At 63.3% G+C, this 25232-nt stretch carries 22 protein-coding genes and 1 riboswitch; of the genes, 14 read left to right on the top strand and 8 right to left on the bottom strand.

Going from position 1 to position 25232, the window contains the following annotated elements:
- The first annotated feature begins 77 nt into the window (after positions 1-77).
- Positions 78-989 (top strand): SDR family oxidoreductase, encoded by a 912-nt coding sequence (locus M1D78_RS16415; protein WP_437421055.1) that lies wholly within the window; start codon positions 78-80, stop codon positions 987-989.
- Positions 990-999: 10 nt separating this feature from the next.
- On the opposite strand, the gene dauA is transcribed toward M1D78_RS16415, so the two are convergent.
- The gene (dauA, locus tag M1D78_RS16410; protein WP_437421054.1) at positions 1000-2724 is read right to left on the bottom strand and encodes a C4-dicarboxylic acid transporter DauA; all 1725 of its coding nucleotides are present in this window, start codon (positions 2722-2724) and stop codon (positions 1000-1002) included.
- 193 nt (positions 2725-2917) lie between these two features.
- Here dauA and M1D78_RS16405 point away from each other — a divergent pair, with 193 nt between their 5' ends.
- The 3 genes from M1D78_RS16405 to M1D78_RS16395 all read left to right on the top strand — a co-directional run bounded on the left by M1D78_RS16405 (position 2918) and on the right by M1D78_RS16395 (position 5985).
- Positions 2918-3205, top strand: coding sequence for a PA4642 family protein (locus M1D78_RS16405; protein ID WP_437421053.1), 288 nt, complete (start codon positions 2918-2920; stop codon positions 3203-3205).
- 314 nt (positions 3206-3519) lie between these two features.
- Complete coding sequence (gene mqo / locus M1D78_RS16400) at positions 3520-5010, top strand: malate dehydrogenase (quinone) (RefSeq protein ID WP_457933034.1); 1491 nt, start codon at positions 3520-3522, stop codon at positions 5008-5010.
- A gap of 390 nt (positions 5011-5400) precedes the next feature.
- Positions 5401-5985: a YajG family lipoprotein gene (locus tag M1D78_RS16395; protein WP_437421051.1), complete on the top strand. Its 585-nt coding sequence runs from the start codon at positions 5401-5403 to the stop codon at positions 5983-5985.
- A gap of 73 nt (positions 5986-6058) precedes the next feature.
- Here the strand turns inward: M1D78_RS16395 and M1D78_RS16390 are convergent, their stop codons facing one another.
- Complete coding sequence (locus M1D78_RS16390; RefSeq protein ID WP_437421050.1) at positions 6059-7435, bottom strand: DUF1329 domain-containing protein; 1377 nt, start codon at positions 7433-7435, stop codon at positions 6059-6061.
- A 382-nt stretch (positions 7436-7817) separates the two neighbouring features.
- Between M1D78_RS16390 and M1D78_RS16385 the strand changes: the two genes are divergently transcribed.
- Positions 7818-8096 (top strand): hypothetical protein, encoded by a 279-nt coding sequence (locus M1D78_RS16385; protein ID WP_437421049.1) that lies wholly within the window; start codon positions 7818-7820, stop codon positions 8094-8096.
- A 21-nt stretch (positions 8097-8117) separates the two neighbouring features.
- Here M1D78_RS16385 and M1D78_RS16380 read toward each other — a convergent pair whose 3' ends face one another.
- Positions 8118-9284 carry a 1-acyl-sn-glycerol-3-phosphate acyltransferase gene (locus M1D78_RS16380; RefSeq protein ID WP_437421048.1) on the bottom strand — a complete coding sequence of 389 codons (1167 nt, stop codon included), beginning with the start codon at positions 9282-9284 and terminating at the stop codon, positions 8118-8120.
- 85 nt (positions 9285-9369) lie between these two features.
- On the opposite strand from M1D78_RS16380, the gene M1D78_RS16375 reads away from it, so the two are divergent.
- The 4 genes from M1D78_RS16375 to M1D78_RS16360 all read left to right on the top strand — a co-directional run bounded on the left by M1D78_RS16375 (position 9370) and on the right by M1D78_RS16360 (position 11400).
- The gene (locus M1D78_RS16375) at positions 9370-9552 is read left to right on the top strand and encodes a CPXCG motif-containing cysteine-rich protein (RefSeq protein WP_437421047.1); all 183 of its coding nucleotides are present in this window, start codon (positions 9370-9372) and stop codon (positions 9550-9552) included.
- A complete protein-coding gene (locus M1D78_RS16370) occupies positions 9552-9812 on the top strand; it encodes a putative signal transducing protein (RefSeq protein ID WP_437421046.1) in 261 nt (86 codons plus the stop codon). Before M1D78_RS16375 ends, M1D78_RS16370 begins: the two co-directional genes overlap by 1 nt.
- Positions 9813-9859: 47 nt before the next feature.
- A complete protein-coding gene (locus M1D78_RS16365; RefSeq protein WP_437421045.1) occupies positions 9860-10480 on the top strand; it encodes an SOS response-associated peptidase in 621 nt (206 codons plus the stop codon).
- A 104-nt stretch (positions 10481-10584) separates the two neighbouring features.
- On the top strand, positions 10585-11400 hold the full coding sequence (locus M1D78_RS16360; RefSeq protein WP_437421044.1) for a M48 family metallopeptidase: 816 nt from the start codon (positions 10585-10587) through the stop codon (positions 11398-11400).
- 21 nt (positions 11401-11421) lie between these two features.
- Here M1D78_RS16360 and M1D78_RS16355 read toward each other — a convergent pair whose 3' ends face one another.
- From M1D78_RS16355 to M1D78_RS16340, 4 genes are all read right to left on the bottom strand, one after another.
- The gene (locus tag M1D78_RS16355; protein ID WP_437421043.1) at positions 11422-11865 is read right to left on the bottom strand and encodes an ester cyclase; all 444 of its coding nucleotides are present in this window, start codon (positions 11863-11865) and stop codon (positions 11422-11424) included.
- Positions 11866-11948: 83 nt separating this feature from the next.
- Positions 11949-12536: a TMEM165/GDT1 family protein gene (locus tag M1D78_RS16350; RefSeq protein ID WP_437421042.1), complete on the bottom strand. Its 588-nt coding sequence runs from the start codon at positions 12534-12536 to the stop codon at positions 11949-11951.
- A 12-nt stretch (positions 12537-12548) separates the two neighbouring features.
- A riboswitch (yybP-ykoY riboswitch) is annotated at positions 12549-12749 on the bottom strand.
- Positions 12750-12789: 40 nt separating this feature from the next.
- Positions 12790-13791, bottom strand: coding sequence for a methyltransferase (locus M1D78_RS16345; RefSeq protein ID WP_437421041.1), 1002 nt, complete (start codon positions 13789-13791; stop codon positions 12790-12792).
- Between the two features lie 59 nt (positions 13792-13850).
- Complete coding sequence (locus tag M1D78_RS16340; RefSeq protein ID WP_437421040.1) at positions 13851-14813, bottom strand: 2-hydroxyacid dehydrogenase; 963 nt, start codon at positions 14811-14813, stop codon at positions 13851-13853.
- A gap of 62 nt (positions 14814-14875) precedes the next feature.
- Between M1D78_RS16340 and M1D78_RS16335 the strand changes: the two genes are divergently transcribed.
- The 5 genes from M1D78_RS16335 to M1D78_RS16315 all read left to right on the top strand — a co-directional run bounded on the left by M1D78_RS16335 (position 14876) and on the right by M1D78_RS16315 (position 24204).
- Complete coding sequence (locus tag M1D78_RS16335; RefSeq protein ID WP_437421039.1) at positions 14876-15508, top strand: LysE family translocator; 633 nt, start codon at positions 14876-14878, stop codon at positions 15506-15508.
- Between the two features lie 94 nt (positions 15509-15602).
- Positions 15603-17285, top strand: coding sequence for a fatty acid--CoA ligase (locus tag M1D78_RS16330; protein ID WP_437421038.1), 1683 nt, complete (start codon positions 15603-15605; stop codon positions 17283-17285).
- 184 nt (positions 17286-17469) lie between these two features.
- Positions 17470-18126: an OmpA family protein gene (locus tag M1D78_RS16325; RefSeq protein WP_437421037.1), complete on the top strand. Its 657-nt coding sequence runs from the start codon at positions 17470-17472 to the stop codon at positions 18124-18126.
- Positions 18127-18279: 153 nt separating this feature from the next.
- Positions 18280-21969: a CHASE domain-containing protein gene (locus M1D78_RS16320; RefSeq protein WP_437421036.1), complete on the top strand. Its 3690-nt coding sequence runs from the start codon at positions 18280-18282 to the stop codon at positions 21967-21969.
- Between the two features lie 96 nt (positions 21970-22065).
- Positions 22066-24204, top strand: a complete 2139-nt coding sequence (locus M1D78_RS16315) for a putative bifunctional diguanylate cyclase/phosphodiesterase (protein WP_437421035.1) — start codon at positions 22066-22068, stop codon at positions 24202-24204.
- A gap of 12 nt (positions 24205-24216) precedes the next feature.
- Here the strand turns inward: M1D78_RS16315 and M1D78_RS16310 are convergent, their stop codons facing one another.
- Positions 24217-25122: an acyltransferase gene (locus M1D78_RS16310; RefSeq protein WP_437421034.1), complete on the bottom strand. Its 906-nt coding sequence runs from the start codon at positions 25120-25122 to the stop codon at positions 24217-24219.
- Between the last annotated feature and the right edge of the window lie 110 nt (positions 25123-25232).

The following is a 25232-nucleotide window of genomic DNA, read 5'->3' as shown; positions in this document are numbered from 1 at the left end:
TTTGATTGCCGGGCCCGGCGGCGTCACCGACACTCCAGTCGTCACATGACAACAGAACAGCCGCAGGAGGAAACGCGATGAACGAATCCATTCGCTTCGAAGACAAGGTGGTCATTGTGACCGGTGCTGGGGGTGGACTGGGCCGTGCGCATGCCTTGCTATTCGCCCGCCATGGCGCGCGCGTGGTGGTCAATGATCTGGGCGGCAGTGCCCAAGGCGAAGGCGCCAGTGCATCGGCCGCCGACCGGGTCGTCGCTGAAATCCAGCAAGCCGGGGGAACGGCGGTAGCCAACCATGACTCGGTGACCGAGGGCGACCGGATCGTCCAGCAGGCGCTGGACAGCTTCGGCCGTATCGACGTCGTGGTGAACAACGCCGGCATCCTGCGCGACAAGACCTTTCACAAGATGGAGGACGCGGATTGGGACCTGGTCTACCGCGTGCACGTCGAGGGCGCCTACAAGGTGACCCGCGCCGCCTGGCCGCACATGCGCGAGCAGGGCTATGGCCGGGTGATCTTCACCGCGTCGACGTCCGGCATCTACGGCAACTTCGGCCAGTCCAACTATGGCATGGCCAAGCTGGGGCTTTACGGCCTGACCCGCACCCTGGCCCTCGAAGGGCGCAAGAACAACATCCTGGTCAATGCCATCGCGCCCACCGGCGGCACGCGCATGACCGAGGGGCTGATCCCGCCGCAGGTCTTCGAACAGCTCAAGCCCGAGCTGGTGAGCCCGCTGGTGGTGTTCCTGGGGAGCGAGCAATGTCAGGAAACTTCCGGACTGTTCGAAGTGGGCGGTGGCTGGATGGGCAAGGTGCGCTGGGAGCGCAGCCTGGGGGTCGGCTTCGATCCCAAGGCCGGCTTCGATGTCGAAGACGTGGCCGCCAATTGGCAGCAGATCTGTAACTTCGACAACGCGGCGCATCCGGCCGACAACCTCGAGGCGCTCAAGGAAATGATGGCCAACCTGCAAAAGCACGCGGGTTGACCCACACCCGTCAGGCCTGCGGTGACGCGGCGGTTATCAGGTCGAGCGCCTTAGCACGGGCCTGTTCGCGGTCACGCACGTAGTGAAGCTGGCCGGGCTGGCGATGAATGCCAGCCCGGCGCAGCTTGAGCCGCACCGACGCGCTGGTGCCACAGAGAATCAGCGCGATGCCGTGCCTGCGATAATCGAGTAGCAAATCCTCGAGCGCGGCGAGGGCGGTCATGTCCATCAGCGGGACCTCACGGATGTCGACGATGACCACGCGGATGCCCGGGTTGAAACGGCGCAGCGCTCCGAGGGCTTTGTCTACCGCGCCAAAGAACAGGGGGCCGCGGATTGCATAGGCGGCGACGTGCGCCGGCAGGTCTGAGAAGCCGTCCGTGCGACCGTGGCGCAGGCTGGTGGTGCCGGTGAGTTCGCTCATGCGCTTGATGAACAGCCCTGCCGCGAGCAGCAGGCCGACGCCCACTGCGAGGACCATGTCGAACAGCACGGTCAGCACCAAGCAGGTCAGCAGGACGAGCACGTCGCCGCGCGGCGCGATGCGCAGCGTTCTCATGACATGCGGTGCCTCGCTCATGTTCCACGCCACCAGCAGCAGCAGCGCCGCGAGTGCCGCCATTGGCAGATAGCTGAACAGCGGCGCGAGCCAGAGGATCGCCACCAGTACGACCACCGCATGGGTGATGGCCGCCAGGGGTGAAAATGCACCGGCCCGTACGTTGGCAGCAGTGCGGGCAATGGCTGCGGTCGCTGTGATGCCACCAAACAGGGGCGCGACGAGGTTGCCTATGCCCTGCCCGAGCAGTTCGGCATTGGGGTCGTGGTCGCTGCCGGTCATGCCATCGGCGACCACGGCGCAAAGCAGCGATTCGATTGCGCCCAGCATGGCAATGGCAAAGGCCGGGGCCAGCAGTTGGCGAAGCAGCTCGAAGCTCAGCACCAGGGGCTCGCCGTCTGGGCCAGGCAGCCGCCAGGGCCAGTCAAATGTCGGTAGCAGAGGTGGAATACCAGGATGGGTCGCACCGTCGAGGCTGTAGCTGAACCGCTCGCCCAGGGTGGCGACCGGCAGGCCCAGCGCTTCGAGTGCCAGTCCGGCCAATGCGCCCGCAGTGAGCGCAACCAGATGCCCTGGAACCTTCGGCACCAGGCGCGGCCAGACGATCAGCACCGCGAGGCACGCCGCGGCAACCAGGCCGTCGCCCGGCTGTACGCTTGGCAGCGCCTGGGCCAGCAGGCGCAGCTGATCAAGGTAATGCTGCGGGCTGGCCTCGAGCGATAGGCCGAGCAGGTCCTTAACCTGCAGGGTCGCAATGACGATCCCAATGCCGGCTGTGAACCCCAGGGTGACCGGGTAGGGCACGTAGGCGATCAGGCGACCTGCGCGCAGCAGGCCAAAGGTGATCAGGATGAGACCGGCCAGCATGGTGCAGAGCAGCAGGCCGCCAAGGCCGAACGCCTGCGTGATCGGGAGCAGGATGACCACGAAGGCCGCGGTGGGGCCGGACACGTTGAAGCGCGAACCGCCGGTCAATGCGATCAGCGGAGCAGCGACCAGCACGGTATAGAGCCCGTGTTGCGGCGCGACGCCCACGGCGATCGCCAGCGCCATGGCCAGCGGGATAGCGATAACCCCCACCGTCAGCCCCGCCGCGATGTCCCCGCGCAGCGCCCGACTGTCATAACCCGAGAGCACGGCCAGGCGCCAGGCGGCAAACAAGGGGAAAGGTTTCATGCCAGGCACTCCGTTGCGGCGAAAAGGCCAGTATAGGGTCGGGTGTATGCCCCGTCCGGGTTCGTTCCAGACATTGCCGGCATATCCGCCATTCTCATGTACGACCTTGGTCGCAAGCGGCCCTGGCGCGTTGAGTGCAGGGTTGCCGCGGAGTAAACTGCCGCCCCCGTAAGACTCGTCGACTGGAGTAGGCATGCGTAAAGACAAGAAGCAGGTGATCGGTGAAGAGATCTCCGACGAGTCGATCAAGTTGTTTCTCGAGCCTGAGCCTGCTGACGATACGCCGCCTTCGCTGCATAAGCTGATCAAGGCGTACCGTGGCTTGCGAGTCGACGATTTCGAACGCTTTCTGGGCTTTTTCGTCGAAGCCGGCTATGACCTGAACGCGAAGGATGCCAACGGGCAGGATTTCGTCGCACTGATCGCGGACCAGCGCCAGGCCGAGCCCTACATCGAGCTGATCCAGGCCGCCCGCGGCTGATCCAGGCCTGGCTGCGCTGCAGCCGATGCCTTGCGACACGCTAGACCTTGGCTGAGCGGCTGGCGGCCATTATCGATTCAATCGCTGCGAGTAGCCCGTCGAGCTCTGGCCATTGCCGCTCCGGGAGGCTCCGCAGCGAAAGGGAGACGGCCAAAAGCCTCGCTCCCGACAGCGGACGGGCGTGCCCGTCTCCGGGCACAAGCCCGGGCAGCGATCTGGTGGGCCCTCCGCTTCCAGTCGCTTGGCTGGTGGTTCTACATGATCGCGTACTGCGGTCATGACAGTTTAATGCTGTGATTCTGGAGAACGCGTTGATGACGCAACACGATAGCGAAGCCGTGGATATGGTGCTGGTGGGAGCCGGCATCATGAGTGCGACACTGGCGGTCCTGCTCAAGGAGCTCGATCCCGACATCAAGCTGGAAATCGTCGAGTTGCAGGAGTCTGGAGCCGTCGAAAGCTCGAACCCCTGGAACAACGCCGGTACCGGCCACGCCGGGCTCTGCGAGCTGAACTACACGCCAGACAGCAAAGACGGCACCATCGACATCAAGAAGGCTGTCACCATCAACACTCAGTTCGAAGTATCGAAGCAATTCTGGGCCTATCTTGCGGGCCGTGAGGGCTTCGGTAACCCGCGCGACTATCTCAATCCCGTGCCGCACCTGAGCTTCGTGCGCGGTACCAAGAACATCGACTACCTCAAGCGCCGCTTCGACGCACTGAAGACTCATCACGCCTTCGAAAACATGGTCTACACCGAAGACCGGGCGACGATGGAAGCGTGGATGCCGCTGATGATGCCGGGCCGTCCGGTGGACGAGCCGATCGCCGCCACCCGCGCAATGAACGGCACGGACGTCAATTTCGGTGAATTGACCCGGCAGATGCTCGCGTACCTGGCAAGCAAGCCGGGCGTGAAGATGTCGTATTTCCAGAAGGTCACCGGGCTCGGCCGCGAGGGCAAGGGCTGGCGCGTACAGATCAAGAACACCCGTGACGGTAGCAACCGTGACATCCATGCCGGTTTCGTCTTCCTCGGCGCGGGCGGGGCGGCGTTGCCGCTGCTGCAAATGTCCGACATCGAGGAAGGCAAGGGCTACGGCGGTTTCCCGGTCAGCGGCCAGTGGCTGCGCTGCGACAATCCGGAGATCGTCAAGCAGCACCAGGCCAAGGTTTACAGCCTGGCGGCCGTCGGTGCCCCGCCGATGTCGGTTCCCCACCTCGACACGCGCGTGGTCGATGGCAAGAAGTCGCTGCTCTTCGGGCCCTATGCCGGCTTTACCACCAAGTTCCTCAAGCACGGCTCTCCACTCGACCTGCCGATGTCCATCCGCCCCGGCAACCTCAAGCCGATGCTGGCGGTTGCGCGCGACAACATGGACCTGACTCGCTACCTGATCAAGGAAGTGCGCCAGTCCATGGAGGATCGCCTGGAAACCTTGCGTGGCTTCTACCCCGAGGCCAAGGCCGAGGACTGGCGCCTGGAGATCGCAGGTCAGCGCGTCCAGATCATCAAAAAGGATCCGAAGAAGGGCGGAATCTTGCAGTTCGGCACCGAGCTGGTGTCGGCAAAGGACGGTTCCATTGCGGCATTGCTGGGCGCCTCGCCCGGTGCGTCTGTGACCGTATCGATCATGCTCGACCTGATCGAGCGCTGCTTCCCCGAGCAGGCCCGCAGCGAGGCCTGGAGCAACAAACTCTGCGAAATGTTCCCGGCGCGTGAGAAGGTGCTGCAGTCCGATGCGACGGCGTACCGGGAAGTGGTCGCGATGGTCGACAAGCGACTGGGCCTGGCCGAGTAACCCGAACCGGTGTACACCGAGCCGCCGCCCCCTTGGGAGCCGGCGGCTTTTTCATGTCTGGGCCGTGAGGCCTGGTACCCTTCGACCTATCAGTGCCAGTCGAGGCTCGGCGATTTCCACCCAGCGTGGGCCCACTGGTGGCTCCGCTGCGGTCAGTAGCATGCAGCAGCGGCTGGCATTATCGAGTAGTGCGAAATGGCGATGCGTGGGCGGTGGAACAGGCGTGGCAGTCTGAACATGGCGGCTCCTGTGAGGCCGCTGGGTTATCGCAGAGTTGTATGACTGTTCGATGAAGGCGCCTCCGCTGGCCGGGGCGGCGGTCACTGTTGGCCTGCGGCGACGCTGGGTATACTGCGCGCCACTGACCACCCTTACTTGGAGAAAGACAGCATGCTGCCACGCCTGTTGTTCAGTCTGTTCGTCGTGTCCGCTGTGGCGCTCACGGGCTGCGCTCATAGCCCGCAACAGCTCGATCCCAACCCGAAGATCACCGAAAGCATCAGCCCGGTGGGGCAGGGGCAGCCCGTCGTGGTGCGCGTTGTCGATGGCCGCGCGTCAGCCACTTTGGGAACCCGGGGCGGGTTGTACCCAGAAACCAGCGCGGTGATCGTGCCTAAGGAGCGCGTGGTGCCCAAGCTGCAGGCCCAAGCCGAAGCTGCGGTGCGCCTGCTGGGCTTCACGCCCTCACCTAACGCCTACAACGCGCCCCAGCTGACGCTGACGTTGGCGGAGCTGAAATACCAGTCGCCAAAAGAAGGGCTGTACGTGACAGAGGCGAAGATCGGCGCGACCTTCCGGGTCGAGGTACAAAACGGCGGGCGACGTTATACCGGTCGCTACGGCGCTTCGCTTGACCAGCGCTTCGGCATGGCGCCCAACGAGCAGACCAATACCAAACTCGTGACCGACGTGCTGAGCGATGCGCTGACCCGTGTGTTCCGCGATCAGAACATCGGCCAGGTGCTGTCGCAGTAACCGGCCTAACCCGCCAACGCAAACGCCCCGACTCGAATCGGGGCGTTTTTGTTTCAGGCCTAGACCTGGGTGATCAGCGCACGCCGGAATTGCGCAGCGCCGCTGGTGTGTACTGGTTCGAGTTGGCCTTGTAGTTGTAGGTGTAGGGGTTCTTTTCCTCGTTCTTCATGCCCATCACCAGGTAGCGGCCGGACACCAGGTCGTACAGCGTTTCCATGGCATACAGCGGGACCTGGGCGTTGTAGATGTACTCGGCATGTGCCTCGGCAACCCGCCAGAGGGTATTACGGCCGTCGTAGTGGTCGATGACCGCAGCTTGCCATGTGTCTTCGTCGATGAAGAAGTGGCGCTTGGCGTAGATGTGGCGCTCGCCTGGCTTCAAGGTCGCCTCGACTTCCCACACGCGATGCAACTCGTAGCGGGTCAGGTCCTGGTTGATGTGCCCGGGCTGGATGATGTCGCTGTACTTGAGCTGCGGCGAGTCGAGTCGGTAGGCGTTGTAAGGGATGTACATTTCCTTCTTACCGACCAGCTTCCACTCGTAGCGGTCCGGCGCGCCGTTGAACATGTCCAGGTTATCCGAGGTGCGCAGGCCGTCGGACGCAGTGCCAGGGCCATCGTAGGCGACCTGCGGGGCGCGGCGCACGCGGCGTTGACCAGCGTTGTAGATCCACGCCATGCGCGGCTCCTTAACCTGGTCGAGCGTCTCGTGCACGAGCAATACGTTACCGGCCAGGCGGGAGGGTTCAGTGACCTGCTGCTTGAAGTAGAAGAGCACGTTGCCGTGCTTTTCCGGGTTGTAGTCGGTCAGGGTGTCCGTATAGACCACCTCGTCGACGAATTTCACCAGACTGTAGCTGCCGTTTACCTGCGGGGTTGCCTGGGCAACGGTGCGGCGCGCCGAACCGCCACGGTAGCGAGTGATGTGGTTCCAGACGACTTCCAGCCCGTCCTTGGGTATCGGGAAGGCGACGGCGGTATCGAAGTTTTCCAGCCCGTTGCCGCCGCGTACCAGTTGGGCCTGGGTGGCGTTCTTCGCCGCAGCATCGTAGATGCGCTGCGGCATTGCAGCGCTGCGGCGTGTTTCATACACCGGGAGACGATAGGTGTCGGGGTAGCGCTTGAGCATGGCGATCTGGCCGGGGCTCAGGTTGTCTTTGTATTGCTCGTAGTTCTGCGCCGTGATGGTGAACTTCGGCTTGTCGTCCGGGTAGGGGTCGCTGACGAACCCGTCGGCCGTGACCGGCGCGGCGTCGCTCGCAAGCCCGCCGGTCCAGGCAGGGATGGTGCCCGCCGCGTTTCCCGCCATTTCTGCCCCGATGGGCGTCAAGCTCTTGCCGAGCTTCGCGGCATCGGCCTCGGGAACGGCCGCCATGGCTGGACTTGCCAGCAGTGCGCTGGCCAGCAGGGAGAGTGAGAGAGCCCCCGTCTTCACGAAATTCTTGTTCATTGTTCTGTCCTGTTTGTGCGGTGCCGCTCATGCGCGAATGCATGCCTGCGGTGTGCGGAGCTGTGTCTCGCCGGCGCTGCATCATCATTTAAGATGGCGAGGCCGTGCCCGATCGTGGCAGTCCCGCCTGGCATTGAGTCAGGCGCATGCTCTATTTCGGCTATTTCGGGCAAATCGAGGGTGGAGCCGGAACCGAATATATGTCAATCGCAGCCAGGCGACCTACAGGCATAAACGGCGTAAATACCCGACAAATTGCCAGCTCGGGCGTCATGGGTGTTTGGTCGGGAAAAAAGCCGGCTGCTGCCGGGCTCCGGTAGACTCTCGCGCCGCCCTGGCACCGCCGGGGCCTGAATACCCGTTTTGTGCGGTGGAGGTTCGGTTGTCACTGCAGATCGACATGTCCGGGTTAGCGAGCCTTGCCTGGCTGCTCAACTCGATGGCCTTGCTCATTGCCCTGGCCGGGAGCTGGCTGCTCGTGGCCACTCGCTGGCGGCGACAGTTGTCCGGCGCGCGGCTGCACCTGGCGGAGAGCCGCGTCGAGACCTCGACCGACCCTCAGCGGCTAGGGACCGGGCGAGTGGACCGCTTCTTCTATGCCTTCGGCTTTGCCAGCCTTGGCCTGGCATGGCTATTGTCCACGGCGACCCGGCTGGTCTAGCCGACCCGCCGGGACCAGGCGTCAGAGGCTGAGGCCTGCCTTGATGCGGTGCTGGTTGCGCACTGGCGTGGCGTACTGCTGGATGAGGTAGGGTTGCTGCACGCTTGGGCAGGCCGCGAGGCGCCTGCCCCACTCGGCCTCGGCTCGGGCGATTTCCGCCGCGCCAAACAGGTCACCTACAGCCGGCACCGGCAGGTCGGGATCGCGACCGTCCCAGAGCTGATACGCCAGGTAGTTGACCGGGAACAGCCGGTAGTCGCACAGAATCTGGCGGTCGATATCGGCCGCCAGCTGTTTGGGATCGTCCGGTACATCAGTGATAGGCGTACCGAAACTGACATGCACACGGCCCTTGTAGCCAGTGATGCCGAGCGCGATGCTGGTGTCATCCTCGCCTGCGGCTTTGGTGTAGCCTCCGGTGGTAGCGCGGATGTAGAGCTCGCGCGCCTTGGCCTGATCGCAGGGGTCGTACTCGTAGCTAATCGAGACCGGGGTCGGGCGCAGGGCCGATAGAGCCTCGGAGAACGGCTCCTCCTTGCGGCTCATATGCAGCATCTTGAGGATCGCCGAATCGGTGCGATCATCGCCATCCTTGGCGCGCCCCTCGGCCTGAGCGATCCAGATGGACTCGCCGTCGTTGCGGATCGAGTGGTTGATGTAGGCCGATAGCACCTGGTAAGCCGCGAGTTTTTCACGTCGGGCGGTGATCGACCGGCGGACGATGAAGCTCTTGTTCAGACGCATCAGGTCGCTGACGAAAGGCCGCTGGAGCAGGTTGTCACCAATGGCGATGCGCGGTGTGCGCATGCGTGCCTGGAACACGGCATAGTTCACGAAGGCCGGGTCCATGACGATATCGCGATGATTGGCCAGGAACAGATAGGCGCAGCCAGGCTTGAGTTTTTCGACCCCCGAGTAAGTCACGCCGTCGGTAGCACGCTCGATGGTGCGATCCAGGTACATCTCGATGCGTGCTTGCAGCGTGTCCACCGAATCGATACCGGCGAATTCGCGCCGCAGCCGTTGCGCTATAAGCGGTTTGAGGGCCCAGCCCATGGGGCCGGCCAGCCGCGGGAAGCGAAAGTGGGCCAGAATGTCGAGGAACTCCCGGTCGGCGAACAGTCGCGCCATCACGGCAGGGACTTCGGCGTCGGCATAGGGTCGGATGGCTTCGAATTCGTCCATCATGCTCTCTGAAAGGAAACGACTGGATAGCCCCAAGGGACTTGAGGCAGGACGGCGATTATAGCGGCAACTCAGGCAGGAGACGCTGATGCTCGAGACACAGAACTACCAATGCCCCTATTGCGGCGAAGGCGTCGAGGCCGTGCTCGACCTGAGCGGTGGCGACCAGCATTACATCGAAGACTGCGCGGTGTGTTGCAGGCCCATCGTCTTCGACCTGCGGACCGATGGCAACGACTGGCATCTCGAGGTGTTCAGGGAGGACGAGTGATGCAGCGCATCTATGAGCCGCGGGATTTGCTGGAGGCGCAGATGCTCAGCGGCATGCTGGCAGCTGAGGGTATCGACGTCTTTCTCGCCGGCAGCCACCTCATCGGCGCGATGGGAGAGCTTCCGGCGACGGGGTTGTTGGCGCTGATGGCGGCTGACGAGGAGGCCGAGCGGGCGCGGCACCTGATCGCCGAGTACAATGGCGCCGAACCGCTGCCCGGTGACGAACCCGAAAGCTATCCGGGCGAGTTGATCTGCTAGTTGTCGACGGGGCGCTGTCCCGCTCGACTTGATGACGAGTCCTGCCCATGTGCGGCCGCTTTGCCCTGTTTCGCTGGAGTCCAGCTTTCGCCGCCTTGCCTGGCTGTCCTGCGGACCTGACGCCGCACTGGAGCCTGGCGCCGGGTGCTTCCGTTTTGTTGCTGCGCCAGGAAAAAGGCGACCTGAGCCTGGCCCGCGCACGCTGGGGACTGACGCCGGCCTGGATGACCGACTTCTCGCGAACGCCCGCGCAGGCGCGTGCCGAAACGCTTGCCGAGCAGCCCCTGTTTCGCGAGGCCTTTCGCCAGCGACGGGGTGCGTTGCCGGCGAATGGTTTTTACGAATGGCGCGGTACGGCGCGCAAGCGCCCTTATTGGATGACCGCTGAAGGATCGCTGATGTATTTCGCGGCCGTCTGGGAAGCCTATCCGGTCCAGGGCCATACCTACCTGAGTACTGCGGTCGTTACCCTGCCGGCGGCCAACCAGCGCCGTCCGCTGCTGCTGGATGAGGCGAGCCTGGCCGCCTGGCTCGATCCCGAGACGCCCATCGATACGTTGCAACAGCTGTTCAGCGCTCCTCAGATGCCGTTGCGCGAACGGCCCCTGGCGACTCTGGTCAACGATCCGAAACTGGATGCGCCGGAGTGCCTGACCCCAGCGAACTGATGTGCGTGGCGTCACCGTTTGGGTCAGCGGGTTATCGGCAGCTGCGGTTGCCGGGCGTCGGGCGTCGCTCTAGCATACGGCGCAGATTCCCATGGAGACGCGACATGCTCAGGTTGCACTCAGCCCCCGTTTGCCTCGCAGCGGCGCTGCTCGTCGGCTGCCAGGCCGTCAATACCACCAGCGGTGGCGCCGTTGGCGTCGATCGCAAGCAGTACATGTTCAGCATGCTGTCGACCGATCAGGTCAACCAGATGTATGCCCAGTCCTATCAGCAAACCTTGAGCGAAGCGTCGCAAAAGGGCGTCTTGGAAAAGAACAGTGCGATCACCAAGCGCGTCAATACCATTGCGCAGCGGCTTATCGCGGAAGTGCGGGCCTTCAGGCCCGATGCCGCGCAGTGGAACTGGGAGGTCAACGTCATCGACAGCCCCGAGCTCAACGCCAACTGCGGGCCGGGTGGGAAGATCATCTTCTATACCGGTTTGATCGAGAAACTCGATCTGACCGACGATGAAATCGCCGCAGTCATGGGCCATGAGATCGCCCATGCACTGCGCGAGCACGGCCGTGAGGCGATGTCCAAGGCTTACGGCGTGCAGATGGCGACGCAGATCGGTTCGGCTATGGGCGTCGGGGACGGCAGCTTGCAGCTGGCCAATGTGGGTGTGCAGTACCTGATGACCCTGCCCAACAGCCGCAGCAACGAGAACGAGGCCGACCTGATCGGCCTGGAACTGGCCGCCCGTGCCGGCTACAACCCGAATGCCGCGGTCAGCCTGTGGAAGAAGATGGCTGCCGCGGGCGGCTCCGCACCGCCGGAATTTCTCAGCACTCACCCGTCGTCGAGCAGCCGGACCCAGGCATTGCAGTCGACCATTCCAAAAGTGATGCCGCTTTACGAGCAGAACCGCAAGCGTTGAGCCAGTAGCCCGCCAATCCGATCAGATTGGCGGGAGCTTGAAGGGGACGGGGCTCTCCATGCCCAACAACGCGCGCGCGCCCTCGAGGTCGAAGAGCGTGCTCAGTTCGTCGATATCGCCGTTCGGGTTGAGCGTCCAGATGGACATGGCGGCTACGGAGAGAATCTTGCCATTGGGTTCGTGCCCGAACACAGGCTTGGCCAGCGTGCCGAACAAGGTGCTCGAAGTCACCACCCGGTTGCCTTCGCTCAGGCATTCGTCGACGACCACCTCAAGATCCGGTATCGCCAGGCGGACCTCGCGCACGATCATCGCGAAGCCGGCGCTGTTGGCCGGCTGCGCGATGAATGAACTCTTGTAGATGAAGTAACGGCTTTGCAGCTGTTCAGCCAATGCCAGGCGACCTTTGCTCCAGCTGAGGTCGATGTGCTGGCGAACCCTCCGTTTTCGTTCTTCTGGTGACATTCCGCCCGTTCTCCCCTCTGCCGCCAGGTGCGGCGAACGCGCACTCTAGCAGCAGTGTGGGCCGCGGCGACTTGCGCTGAGTATCAGACTGGAAGCGTGCCGCTCAGGGTAAGGGCCTCGTACGCGGCATAGCCTGCCAGAGCGGCGAAGCCAATTGCCGCAATGCGACGAATCAGCGTCAACGGCATCCGGTCGGCCGCGAAATTGCCAGCCAGCACCACCGGTACGTTGGCGATCAGCATGCCCAGCGTGGTGCCGATGATCACCAGCCAGAAGTCCGGATATTGTGCGGCGAGCATGACGGTCGCGACCTGGGTCTTGTCGCCCATCTCCGCCAGGAAGAAGGCGATCAGTGTCGCCATGAACGGTCCGAACCGAACCCCGCGCGAGGCCTCGTCGTCTTCCAGTTTGTCCGGTACTAGCGTCCACAGCGCGACCGCCGCGAAGGAGGCGGCGAGAATCCAGCTCAGCATTACCGGGGAGAGCGCGGACGATACCCAGTTGCCGATTGCGCCGGCGGCGGCATGATTGGCGAGGGTTGCGACAACGATGCCCCAGATGATCGGCCACGGTCGCCGATAGCGGGCGGCCAACAGCAACGCGAGCAACTGCGTCTTGTCGCCGATTTCGGCGAGCGCAACGATCAGCGTGGGGATATAGAAGGATTCCAACGAGACTTCCTTGCAGGGGCGGGTCGACTAAAAACACCATGACACGCACAGCCTGCCCGCCCCGGGTCAGGTATACGTGTCATGGGTCTTGTCAAACCGCGCGCGGTCGTAGAGCCGCGCGGGTCGCATGCGCCATGGTCTGCGGACCAAGTATGTTGACGCATGCCGGGCGAGCGGAGGGCTCGCCGGAGACTACTCCCCCTGGACGGGCGCGAGTGTGCCGAACGGTGACCCGTTGTGCAAGTGCCGCAGGCTAGTGCTCGCGGCGGGCACTGTAGATGCGGAACCCGCTCGCCTCGGTCACTGTGTCACAACGGCCTAGGCTGGCCTCGATCAAAGGCGGGTATTTGAGGAAGGCATTGGCGACCAGGCGCAGTTCGCCGCCGAGGCGCAGGTGGCTGGCAGCGCGACGCAGCAGGTTTTCAGTGGCTTGGTAGTGTGTATGCACCCCTTGGTGAAAAGGCGGGTTGCTGATGATTGCGCTGCAATCGCTCGGCGCGGCATCGATGCCATCCCCTGCGATCACGTGGCCTTGCAAACCATTGGCGGCCAGCGTCTGGCGGCTGCTCTCGATTGCAAAGGCGTCAACGTCCAGCAGGACCAGCTCGCTATCAGGATAGCGGCGCTTGAGACAGGCACCGACGATGCCTGCGCCGCAGCCGAAGTCCAGCAGGCGGCCATCAGGCAAGCCGTCCAGGTGATCGAGCAGCAGGGCGGTGCCGCGATCCAGTCGACCATGGCTGAACACACCCGGCAGGCTGACGACGTCCAGGGAACCGTCGGCCAGCGGCAGGCTAAACCGTTGGGCCAGCCGTAGCAGATCGGGCGGGGCAGGGCAGTTCGTCACTCGGACCTGCCAGAGCTGGCAATGACGCGCACTGTCGAGCTTGCGTGCCTGGCCGAACGCCCCGAGCTGCTTGGCTGCGCGCTCAATGCCAGCGCGCTTTTCGCCGACCAGATAGAGCATTTGCCCGTCAAGCCTGGCCGCCAATGCCTGGAGCAGGTAATCGGTCAGCTCGCGTGATTTAGGGAGAAAGAGAACTGCTGTCTCGAACGGGCTTGATGGCGCGTCGACGCCGAACACGCAGCGATCGGCAAAGCGCGCCTGCAATTGCTGATGCTCGCCGGCATGCCAAGACCAGCCGTGCGCCTGAGGTAGCTGGCCGAGCAGGTCGTCGGCTGGCAGTCCGGCCAGGAGCAAATGCCCTGTGAACAGCTCGGCCTGGCGCAGCAACACTTCGCTTCGCGGATCCATGGATGCCTCCGGCAAAAGCGGCCGAGCTTAGCAGTCAGCCCGCAGCGACAGAAGGTCCGTTAATTGACTTGGCGCTTCGGCGAGCCGGAGAAGAACGCCTGTGCGTTGTCGCTCAGCTGACCGACGATCCGCTGGCGCGCCTCGCGACTGCCCCAGGCGCTGTGCGGCGTCACGATCAGGCGCGGCACGTCCGCGGCGAGCAGCGGGTTGTCGTTGCTGGGTGGCTCGCTGGTCAGCACGTCGGTGGCGGCCCCGCCCAGGTGACCTCGGCGGAGCGTATCGGCCAGGGCCTGCTCGTCGATTAGACCGCCCCGTGCGGTGTTGATGACGAAGGCCGTGGGTTTCATCGCTTGTAACTGCTGGGCGCCGATCAGGTTGCGCGTATGCTCGGTCAGCGGACAGTGAAGCGTCAGCGCGTCGACCTGCGGCAGGAGCTCCTCAAGCGAGAGGCGATCCGCACGCGGCGGCCGGCCGGGCAGGTTACCGACCAGTACGCGCATGCCCAAGGCTTCGGCCAAGCGGGCAACAGCGCTCCCCAGCTCACCATGGCCGAGCACGCCTAGCGTCTTGTCCGCAAGCTCGACGATGGGAAAGTCGAGCAGGCAAAATTGTCCACTCTCCTGCCAGCGGCCGCGAGCCACGGCGGCCTGGTAATCTGGCAGGCGAGTCGCCAACGCCAGCAGCAGGGTCAAGGTGTGCTGGGCGACGGTCGCCGTGCCGTACGCCTGGCAATTGCAGACCGACACGCCGTGTTGCCGCGCGGCGTCGAGATCGACGTTGTTGACGCCAGTGGCGGCGACGAGCACCAGCTTCAGCTCAGGGCAGGCAGCGAACACCGCTGCGTTCAGGTTGACCTTGTTGATGATTGCCACCTGGGCGCCCTGCAGGCGTTCGATGACATCCTCTTCGGCAGTCTGTGCGTGGCAGGTCAATGCGTCGAAAGCCGCCTGCAGCGGAGCCAGGTCGAGGTCGCCCTGGTCGAGCGGGGAAAGGTCGAGAAAAACGGCGCGGCGGTTGCTCATGAACTTTACTCGTATGAAATCAGCGGGCTGATGGCCCGCTCCGAAATTGACGGAGTCGATCGATGTACTGGACCGAGTTTCTCACAGTTGCCCTGGTGCACTTGCTGGCAGTGGCCAGCCCCGGGCCCGACTTTGCCGTGGTGGTGCGCGAAAGCGTGACGCGCGGGCAGCGAAGCGGCACTTGGATGGCCATGGGCGTGGGCAGCGGCATCCTCGTTCACGTTGGGTATTCGCTGCTCGGGATTGGTCTGATCGTCTCGCAGTCCATCGTCCTGTTCAACTTGTTCAAATGGCTGGCGGCCGGCTACCTGTTCTGGCTCGGCTTCCAGGCCCTGCGGTCCAAGCCAATGCCAGCGGCCGAAGCGTTGGACGGCGGTGTTCCGGTTGAGCCGCGCCCGGCGCGGCGGGCGTTCATGGTCGGCTTCGTCACCAACGGGCTGAACCCCAAGGCGACGCTGTTTTTCCTCTCTCTATTCACGGTGGTTATCGACCCTCATACCCCCCTCGCGGTTCAGGCTGGCTATGGGTTATACCTGGCTTGCGCTACAGCCGTGTGGTTCAGCGTGGTGGCCTGGCTGTTCAGCCGCGCACGCATTCGCGCCGGGTTTGCTCGTATGGGGCACTGGTTCGACCGGGTGACCGGGGTCGTGCTGGTCGGATTGGGGATTCGCCTGGCTGCCAGCGAACTGACCTGAACGCCGCGAGCGAGTCACGGCGGTTCGAATGCATGCCGGCGACGCCTGCATGGCAAACGCGAGTACTTCATAACATCTATAACAGGAAGCCCTCATGCTGCAGACCCGAGTGATCAAGCCCGCCGAGAATGCCTACCAGTACCCGCTGCTGATCAAGCGCCTCCTCATGTCCGGGCAGCGGTACGAGCGCAGCCGCGAGATCGTCTACCGCGACCGGTTGCGCTTCGACTATCGCGAGCTCAACCGGCGCGTTGCGCGCCTGGCCAACGTCCTGACCAGCATCGGAGTAAAGCCGGGCGACACGGTCGCGGTGATGGATTGGGACAGCCATCGCTATCTCGAGTGCATGTTTGCCATTCCGATGATTGGTGCTGTGGTGCATACCATCAACGTGCGCCTGTCGCCCGAACAGATTCTGTACACCATGAATCATGCCGAGGACCGGTTCGTCCTCGTCAACAGCGAGTTCGCACCGCTTTATCAGGCAATCGCCGGGCAACTGACCACCGTTGAAAAAACGCTGCTGATCACTGACTCGGATGAGGCAGGGAGCGAGCTGCCTGACTGCGTAGGTGAATACGAACGTCTGCTGGCGGCGGCCTCGTCCGAGTACGACTTCCCAGACTTCGACGAAGACTCGGTGGCCACCACCTTCTATACAACCGGCACCACGGGCGACCCCAAGGGCGTCTACTTCACTCATCGCCAGCTTGTCCTGCACACGCTGGCGGCCGCGGTGACAGTCGGTTGCCGCGAGAACCCGACGTTGATGAGCAGCGGCGACGTTTACATGCCGATAACGCCGATGTTTCACGTCCACGCCTGGGGCCTGCCCTACGTCGCGACGATGATGGGCCTCAAGCAGGTCTATCCCGGACGTTACGATCCTGAGCTGCTGATCGAGCTGTGGCGCCGCGAGCAGGTGACCTTCTCTCACTGCGTGCCGACGATCGTGCAGATGCTGCTCAACGCCAAGGCGGCGCAGGGTGTCGACTTCGAGGGGTGGAAAATTACCATCGGCGGCAGCGCCCTGACGCGTGGCCTGTACGAGGCGGCACGTGGCTGCGGCATGCAGCTGATCGCCGCTTACGGGATGTCAGAAACCTGCCCGTTGATTTCCGGTGCGCATATCAATGACGAGTTGCTCGCCGCGAGCGATGACGAGCAGGTGACCTACCGGTTGAAGGCAGGCGTGCCGGTGGTGCTCGTCGACGCAGCGATCCAGGCCCCAGATGGCAGCTTCTTGCCCGCCGATGGCACCTCGCAGGGCGAACTGGTACTGCGCGCACCGTGGCTCACGCAGTGCTACGCCGGCAACCCGCAGAAAAGCGAAGAGCTGTGGGCCGGGGGCTGGCTGCATACCGGCGACGTCGCGACGCTGGATGACATGGGCAACATTGATATTCGTGACCGCATCAAGGATGTCATCAAGACCGGCGGGGAGTGGATATCGTCGTTGTCCCTGGAGGGTCTGATCAGCCGACATGAAGCCGTGCGCGACGTGGCCGTCGTCGGCGTCCCGGATGACCGCTGGGGCGAACGGCCTTTCGCGCTGCTGGTGCTGTGCCCTGGACAGTCGCTGGACGCACGTGCACTGCAGGCTTTTCTCGAGCCTGCCGTGGCGCAGGGGCACATCAACAAATGGGCGATCCCGCAGCAAATTGCTGTGGTCGACGACATCCCCAAGACCAGCGTCGGCAAGTTGGACAAAAAGCGCATTCGTGTGGATATCGCGCGCTGGCTGGCGGAGGGGCACAGCGCGATCTCCTCGGTCTAGCGTCCGCGCCCTGCATCGTTGGGGTGCGTCATTTCCAGGTGTTGCCTTACGGGTAGCGCTAATGGCGGCTTCGTCGGCCCGTTCCGGTTATTGCGCCGGGACGGGTGTTAACCTAGCCGCGCTTTTAAGCCGGCCGGTGCCGCTTCGCGCCCCGGCAGACGTCTCGGAGATGAAGGAAGTACCCATGAAGAAGTTCAGCAATCTCACCGCAATCGCCGCCACGCTCGCCCTGCTGGTCGGCTGCACCAACAACCCGTACACCAACGAGCGTGAAGCCGGCAAGGCGGGCATTTATGGCGGGATCGGCGCGGTCAGTGGCGCCGTCATCGGCGCGGCGACCTCCAGCAAAAAGGACCGCGCCAAGGGTGCCTTGATTGGTGCTGCGGTGGGTGGAGCAGCAGGCGGCGGTTATGGTTACTACGTCGATACCCAGGAAGCCAAGCTGCGCCAGACGCTGCAGGGCACTGGCGTCCAGGTGCAGCGCAACGGCGACAACCTAACGCTGATCATGCCCGGCAATATCACTTTCGCCAGCAATTCGGCTGACATTTCCAGCAGCTTCTATCCGACGCTCAATTCGCTGGTTCAGGTGTTCAAGGAGTTCAACAAGAACGGCGTGGACATCGTAGGCCATACTGATAGCACCGGCTCGCAGCAACTTAACCAGGACCTTTCGAACCGACGTGCGCGCAGCGTGGCGGCGTACCTCGAAGGTAACGGTGTAGCTGCATCGCGCATTACCGCTTATGGCGCTGCTTCCAGCCAGCCGATCGCAAGCAACGATAGCGCGGCCGGCCGTGCGCAGAACCGCCGCGTCGAGATCAATTTGCGTCCGCTGTAAGCATTCAAACAAAGCGAGATCAGCAAACGATTTCGCTTTGTCATTTTAGTGACGTCAGTTTTACATCCATCTTTCCGTCTTACGGAACCTCTCGGCGATTAACGACTCTGAAGCTCGTGACAGCGAGCCATGTAGTGGCACTGAGGAGGTCGAATGGAAGATCGTTCCGCTCTCCATTCTCGCAAGCCTTGGCTGCCATTAATGGTGACGTTGGCCTTGATGGCAGGGCTCGGAGGATGGGTCGGCTGGCAATGGCATGTTCAAGAATCGCGCATTCGCAACGAACAGGTGCAGCGCTTCAATCTTGCAGTCAATGACATCGAAAGCACGCTGCGCGAGCGCATGCGCGCCTACGAGATGGTCATGCGTGGCATGGCGGGCCTGTTCATCGGCAGTGACGAGGTGTCGCTCGATGACTGGAACCGCGCCTCCGACCAGCTTCAATTGCAGGATTTCTACCCTGGCATACAGGCGCTAGCCCTCTCGCGTTACGCGCGCCCCGATACCTTTGCCGATGTGTTGCGGCGCATCCGTGCAAATGGGCGTGAAAGCTTTCGCATGTTTCCTGCGGGGCAGCGCGACGAATATCTGATCACCGATTACATTCACCCGCTCGACTGGCGCAATCGCCGGGTAGTGGGATTCGACTTGATGAGCGAGGAAACTCGACGCGAGGCGATCACCGCTGCACGAAACATCGGTTCGCCCATGTTGACCGGACCTATCCGGCTCAAACAGGAAACAGAGGAAAACGCTCAGGTCGGCATGCTGCTTTTCATGCCGCTGTACCGGGCCGGCGCGCCCGTGACCACTCTGGAGGAGCGCCAAGCGGCGTTCGCTGGAGCTTTGCATAGCGCGTTCCGGCTGACTGACCTGATGGAGGGCGTTGTTGGATCGCGCAGCAAGCTGTTCCAGATGCAGCTGTTCGATGCCGGTGCTCCCGATGAGCCGCTGTTGGTCGGCCGCGCACCGGTGAGCCGTGATGCCGGTTTTCATCGAATTCGCAATATCTACATGTATGGCCGTAGCTGGCAGCTTGAAGTTGCCAGCACGCCGGAATACGAGGCGATCCTACGCAGCTCCGGCCGCGCGTTCAGCCTGCTCGCCGCGATGACCGCGGCGTTGCTGTTCTCCCTGCTGATCGGCGGCTATCTGTTCGTGCGCGAACGCGCCCTGCGCAGCAGCCAGATGCTCAGCGAGCAACTGCAGGAGCGCGAGGCGCGCTTTCGCCAGTTGATCGAACAACTGCCCGTGGCGACCCTGCTGTGCAATGCCAACGGCCGCATCGAGCTTGCCAACCAGAGCGCGGCCACACTTCTCGGTAGCACCGCCGGTCTGCTCGCCGGCGAGCGCCTCAATCGCTACGTACCGGGCGCGCTGGAGTCGCCGGAGCAGGCAGATGCGGGGCAACATGAACGCCAGGCACTGCGTGAGGATGGCAATGCCGTCCCGGTGTCGTTGAGCCTGACGAGCTTCAAGCGCGACGACGGGCTGCACCATTTGCTCAACCTCGTCGACCTGCAGCAGCGCAAGCGCGACGAAGAGCGCTTCCGCAACGTGGTCGAGGCGTCGCCAAACGCCTTCCTGCTGTTCGACCACGACGGCCGGATCGTCATGGTCAACCGCCAGACTGAGCTGCTGTTCGGGTACGAGCGCCAGCAACTGCTCGGGCAGCCGGTCGAGCTGCTGATCCCCGAGTCGATGCGCAAGACCTATTTCGAGATCCGCCATCGCCTGGTTCAGGAGCACGAGGCGCGCCTGGGCGACAATCGCGAGCTGTTCGGGCGCCACCGTGACGGGCGGCTGGTGCCGGTTGAGGTGGGCTTGTCGCCGCTGCGCAGCGGCGACGAGCAACTGATTCAGGCCGTGGTCATCGACATCAGCCACCGCAAGGCCGCCGAGCGGCGCCTGCGGGACCAGGCCAACGAACTGATGATTGCCAACCGCTACAAGTCGGAATTCCTCGCCAACATGTCGCATGAGTTGCGCACGCCGCTCAATAGCATCCTCATCCTCAGCGATCAGCTGCGGCAGAACGCGTCGAGCAACCTCAGCGAAAAGCAGGTCCGTCACGCCGACATCATCCATCGCGCCGGGCACGATCTCCTGCAGTTGATCAACGATGTGCTCGACCTGGCCAAGATCGAAGCCGGGCACATGCAGATCAAGGCCGAGCCGTTGAGCCTGGCCGAGCTGATGGTGGAGCTGACGTCGACGGTCGAGGCGCTGGCCGAGCAGAAAGGCCTGGTGCTGGAAACGGCCATCGCGCCGGATGTGCCAGCGGCCGTAATCAGCGACCGGACACGGTTGCATCAGATTTTGCGCAACCTGCTGACCAATGCTCTCAAGTTCACCGAGCAAGGCCGCGTCGACATCCTGGTCGAGCGCCAGGCCGGCGAGGAAGGGGCGGGCGATCGGTTGTTGTTTCGTGTCATCGACACGGGAATCGGCATCGCTGCCGAGGAGCATGAGCGGATCTTTCAGGCGTTTCAGCAGATCGACGGCTCGATCAGCCGGCAATACGGCGGTACGGGCCTGGGGCTGTCGATTGCCAAGCAGTTGGCCGAGGTGCTGGGCGGGGGTATCAGCTTGCAGAGCGAGCCCGGCAAGGGAGCCTGCTTCACGGTTGAATTGCCGCTGGTATCGGCCTCCGCACCGCAGGCCAGATCGGCGCCGCCGGCAGCGCGCCGGGGGCAGGGGCCGGGGCTGCTGATCGTCGAAGACGACGCCGACTTCGCCTCGGTGGTGGCCGAGGTGGGGCAGTCGCACGGTTTCCCCAGCGTCATCTGCGGGACTGGCCAGGACGGCCTTGAGGCGCTCGACCGTCAGCGATTCGCCGGCGTCATCCTCGACATCCTGTTGCCGGACATCAGCGGTTGGCAGGTCTACCGGACCTTGCGCGCCGATACTCGTCATCAGGGTATGCCGGTGTACGTTATCTCCTGCGTACCGCAGCCGCACAGCTGGAGCGACGACGATGCACGCTACCTGATCAAGCCAGTGGCGCAGGCCGAACTGGAGCGCCTGTTCATCGAGCTGGCCATGCAGGAGGCCAACCCGACGCGCCTTTTGTTGGTCGAGACCGACCCGGAGCGCCGTCGCCAGTTACGCGAGCATTTCGAGGCCATGGGCTACCGGGTCACCGATTGCGAGCGCAGCGAGGATGCGCGCCTGGCCTATGCACAGCAGCCGTTTGCGGTGCTGATCATCGATTTCGACCTGCCCGACGAAGACGGCCTGGACCTGCTCGACGCGCTCGACCGGCTGCGTTCGCTGAAGGATGTTCGGGTCGTCCTGAACAGCAAGAATCCACTATCCGAGCGAAATCTCGGAAGACTCCGACGCTATTCGTCGGTCGCCTTGTCAAAAACAGAAGGACTGGAGCATATGGACGATGCATTGAAGCCCCCCAAGGATTCGGCCTCGTTGGCCATCAATGAAATGGAACACCCTTTGCTTGGGCAGCGTGTGCTGCTGGTAGATCCCGACGTGCGGTCGATCTATGCCTTGAGCGGCCTGCTCGATGAGCAAGGATTGCAGGTGGTGCCCGCCACGGCAGGGGACGAGGCGCTGGAACGGTTCGAGGAAGATGCCTTCGATCTGGTTATCGTCGACCTGGCATTGCCCGAGGGTGGCGGCGCGGAGCTGATCGAGCGGCTTAGAAGCGACTATGGTTGTCAGGTGCCGATCGTGGCGCTCGCGATTGAGGCGGATCGTACGGAAGGTAGCGGCGGTACCCTGCCTGGTGTGGACGAGTGCCTGTCCAAGCCGGTCGATCGTAGCGAATTGGTGGCATTGCTGCGCCGTTGCCTCGGGGGCGACGGCGCTCCCCAGGAATCATGAGGAGACGCGTGTGACGCATCGTTCATGCCGGGCCAGGGCCTTGATCGGCCGGGCCGAAGTCGGAGGTAAACGCATGCCCAGCAGGGGAGACGAGTGATGCCGCGCGTGCAAGCCCAATCACAACCACGTACCCGCACGCTGCTGGTAGTCGATGATCGCGAGGCGAATCTGGTCGCGATGGAGGCGCTGCTAGGCGATGGGGACTGGCAGGTGCATACGGTCAATTCCGGCGAAGCCGCGCTTCAGGCCCTACTGGATTTGGACGTCGAATTGGTGCTGCTGGACGTGCAGATGCCGGGTATGGACGGTTTCGAGGTGGCGCGGCTGATGCGCAGCAACCCGCACACGCGCTACACGCCGATCATCTTCGTCTCGGCCATCGCCCACACGCGCGAGTCGGTGCTGCGCGGCTACGCCACAGGCGCGGTGGATTTCATCCTCAAACCGTTCGATCCCCAAGTGCTCAAGCACAAGATCAATACGCTGCTCAGCCATGAGCACAACCGGCGCGACCTTCAACTGCTCAGCCAACAACTCGACAGTGCTCGGGCGTTCAATGCGTCAGTGCTGAACAATGCCGCCGAAGGCATCCTCGTGGTGGGTGAGGACGGCTACATCAGCTTCGCCAATCCAGCCATCGCGCAAATGCTGCACTCGCACGTCGAGGACCTGCAGGGTACGGCGTTGGTCGATCACCTGGCCTCACCGGACATGCCAGAAGCCTGGCGCGATACCGAGTTCTACAAACACTGGCGCAGCGGCAATACCTACCGCCTGCACGAAGCCCAGCTGCACACCGCCCGCGGGACCCGCCTGCCGGTGGCGCTGTCGTCGTCCCCGCTGCCGCGTCAGCAGCGCTCGATGGTGGTCATCGCACTGGACATGTCGGTCGTGCGCAACCTGCACATGCAGCTGGAAACGCAGGCCGTTACCGATTCGCTGACTGGCCTGCTCAACCGCCGCGGGTTTCACCAGGCGCTCGACTCGGCGCTGGCGCGGATCGACCGCAACGGCAAGCGCATGGCGATCCTTTACATCGACCTGGACGGTTTCAAGCGCATCAACGACTCGCTCGGGCACGATGCGGGCGACGAGATTCTCTGCCGTGTCGCGCGGCTGCTCGAAACCTGCATGCGCCCCTACGACATCATCGCGCGCATGGGCGGTGACGAATTCACTGCGCTGCTCGACTCGCTCGACCATCCAGAAGACGCCGCTAAAGTGGCTGAAAAGCTCATCGAACTGATCTCGGTGCGACACAGCATCGACGGAACCGAGGTCACGCTCGGCGCCAGCATCGGCATCGCGCACTTTCCCGACTGTGGGCGAAGTGTCGAGGAGCTGCTGCGTTCAGCCGACATGGCAATGTACGAAGCCAAGCGGGCAGGGCGGCAGCAGTATCGTTTCTTCTCGCGCGAGATGAATGGGCGGGCTCACGCCCGGCTGATGATGGAGGAGAACCTGCGCAGCACCATCGAGCGCAACGGCTTCGCGTTGGCCTACCAGCCGCAGGTCGTGCTGGAGTCCGGCGAGCTTAGGGGCTTCGAGGCGCTGCTGCGCTGGGATTTTGCCGGGCGTGGCGCTGTCGAGCCGAATGTCTTCATCCCGTTGCTGGAGGAGACGCGGCTGATCGATCGCGTTGGCGAATGGGCGTTGCGCGAGGGATTGGCACAATGCCGGGACTGGCGCGAACGCTTCGGCGACAAGCTGATCCTGAGCTTCAACGTCAGCCCGGTGCAGTTTGCCCGGGCAGGCCTGCTCGACGAACTGCGGCGCCTACTCGATGAGTATCAGCTCGACCCTGGCCAGCTTGAACTGGAGGTCACCGAGGGTGCGCTGATGCAAGATCTGGAACAGAGCTGCGACAAGCTCCGGCAGCTTCGCGAACTGGGCGTGCGCGTTGCCGTGGACGATTTTGGCACCGGCTACTCGTCCCTGGCATACCTGCGGCATTTCGAGCTGGATACGCTGAAGATCGACCGCCTGTTCATCGCTAACATGCTGGATTCACCGCGTGACGCTGCCGTGGTCAGCACCATCATCGACCTCGGGCGCAACCTGGGGCTTGAGGTGATCGCGGAGGGGGTCGAGACCCTGGCGCAGCGCGAGTGGCTGGTGCGGCACGACTGCCAGGTGATGCAGGGCTTTCTGGTCGCGCCGGGCCTGACAGTCGACGATGCCCTATCATTCCCGCATTCGGTCGACTGGGAGGCGCTGGAGCGAACGCTGGACTGACCTGCGCCGGGCTTAGCGAGGCGGAAATTCGCGGCGAAGGGCGTCGAGCTTTTCGTCCTTGTCATTCCAGAGCTCGTTGACCCATTCCTGAAAACCCAGGCGGTAGCGTTCGTCCTGGTCGTAGCTGCGCCCGAGAAACTCCGGCGGGAGGGGTTGCGAATCGATGCGCATCACCACCCGGCTGATCCGGCCACAGAGCAGGTCCCAGAAATCCGGTCGGCCGTCGGGGTAGTGAATGGTCACGTTGATCAATGCGGCCAGCTGCTCGCCCATCGCGTCGATCACGAAGGCAATGCCGCCGGCCCTCGGCTTGAGCAGGTAGCGATAGGGCGCACCCTGCTCGATGTGCTTGTCCTCGGTGAAGCGCGTGCCTTCCAGGAAGTTGAACACCGACACCGGGTTGGACCGATAACGCGCGCAGGCACGGCGAGTAGTTGCCAGATCCTCGCCGCGTTTCTCAGGATGCTTGGCAAGGTATTCCTTGCTAAAGCGCTTCATGAAAGGAAATTCCAGCGCCCACCAACACAGGCCAATCACCGGCACCCAGATCAGCTCTTGCTTGAGGAAAAACTTGAGGAACGGCATGCGGCGATTGAACTGGTACTGCAGCACCAGGATGTCGGCCCAGCTTTGGTGGTTGCTGGTGACCAGATAGGAATGGTGCATGTCGACCTTGTCCAGACCCTGCACATCCCACTCGGTGCGCCTGACCAGATCCATCCAGAAGCTGTTGACGGCTATCCAGGATTCGGCGATCCAATGCATGCCGAAGCGCAGCGCACGCTGAACGCGCGGTATGGGCAACAACAGCTTGAGCAGCGACAGCATGAAAAGTGGCCAACACCAGAACAGGGTGTTGAGCGCCAGGAATAGCCCGGCAAGGACGCCCCGAAGCGGGGCGGGCAGGAAACTCAGCATCAAGGGTCTCGTTCGTACTACAAATCTGGCGCAAGAGTAACGATTGCGCGCCGAACTGCAAGCAAACGATCGATTCGGGATAGGGCTTGCTCCGGCGGGGGCCGGAGCAA

The sequence above is a fragment of the Pseudomonas sp. SA195 genome (assembly GCF_054131565.1).
The sequence above is the reverse complement of the archived record's forward strand: the minus strand, read 5'-3'. Positions and strand labels throughout refer to the sequence as shown.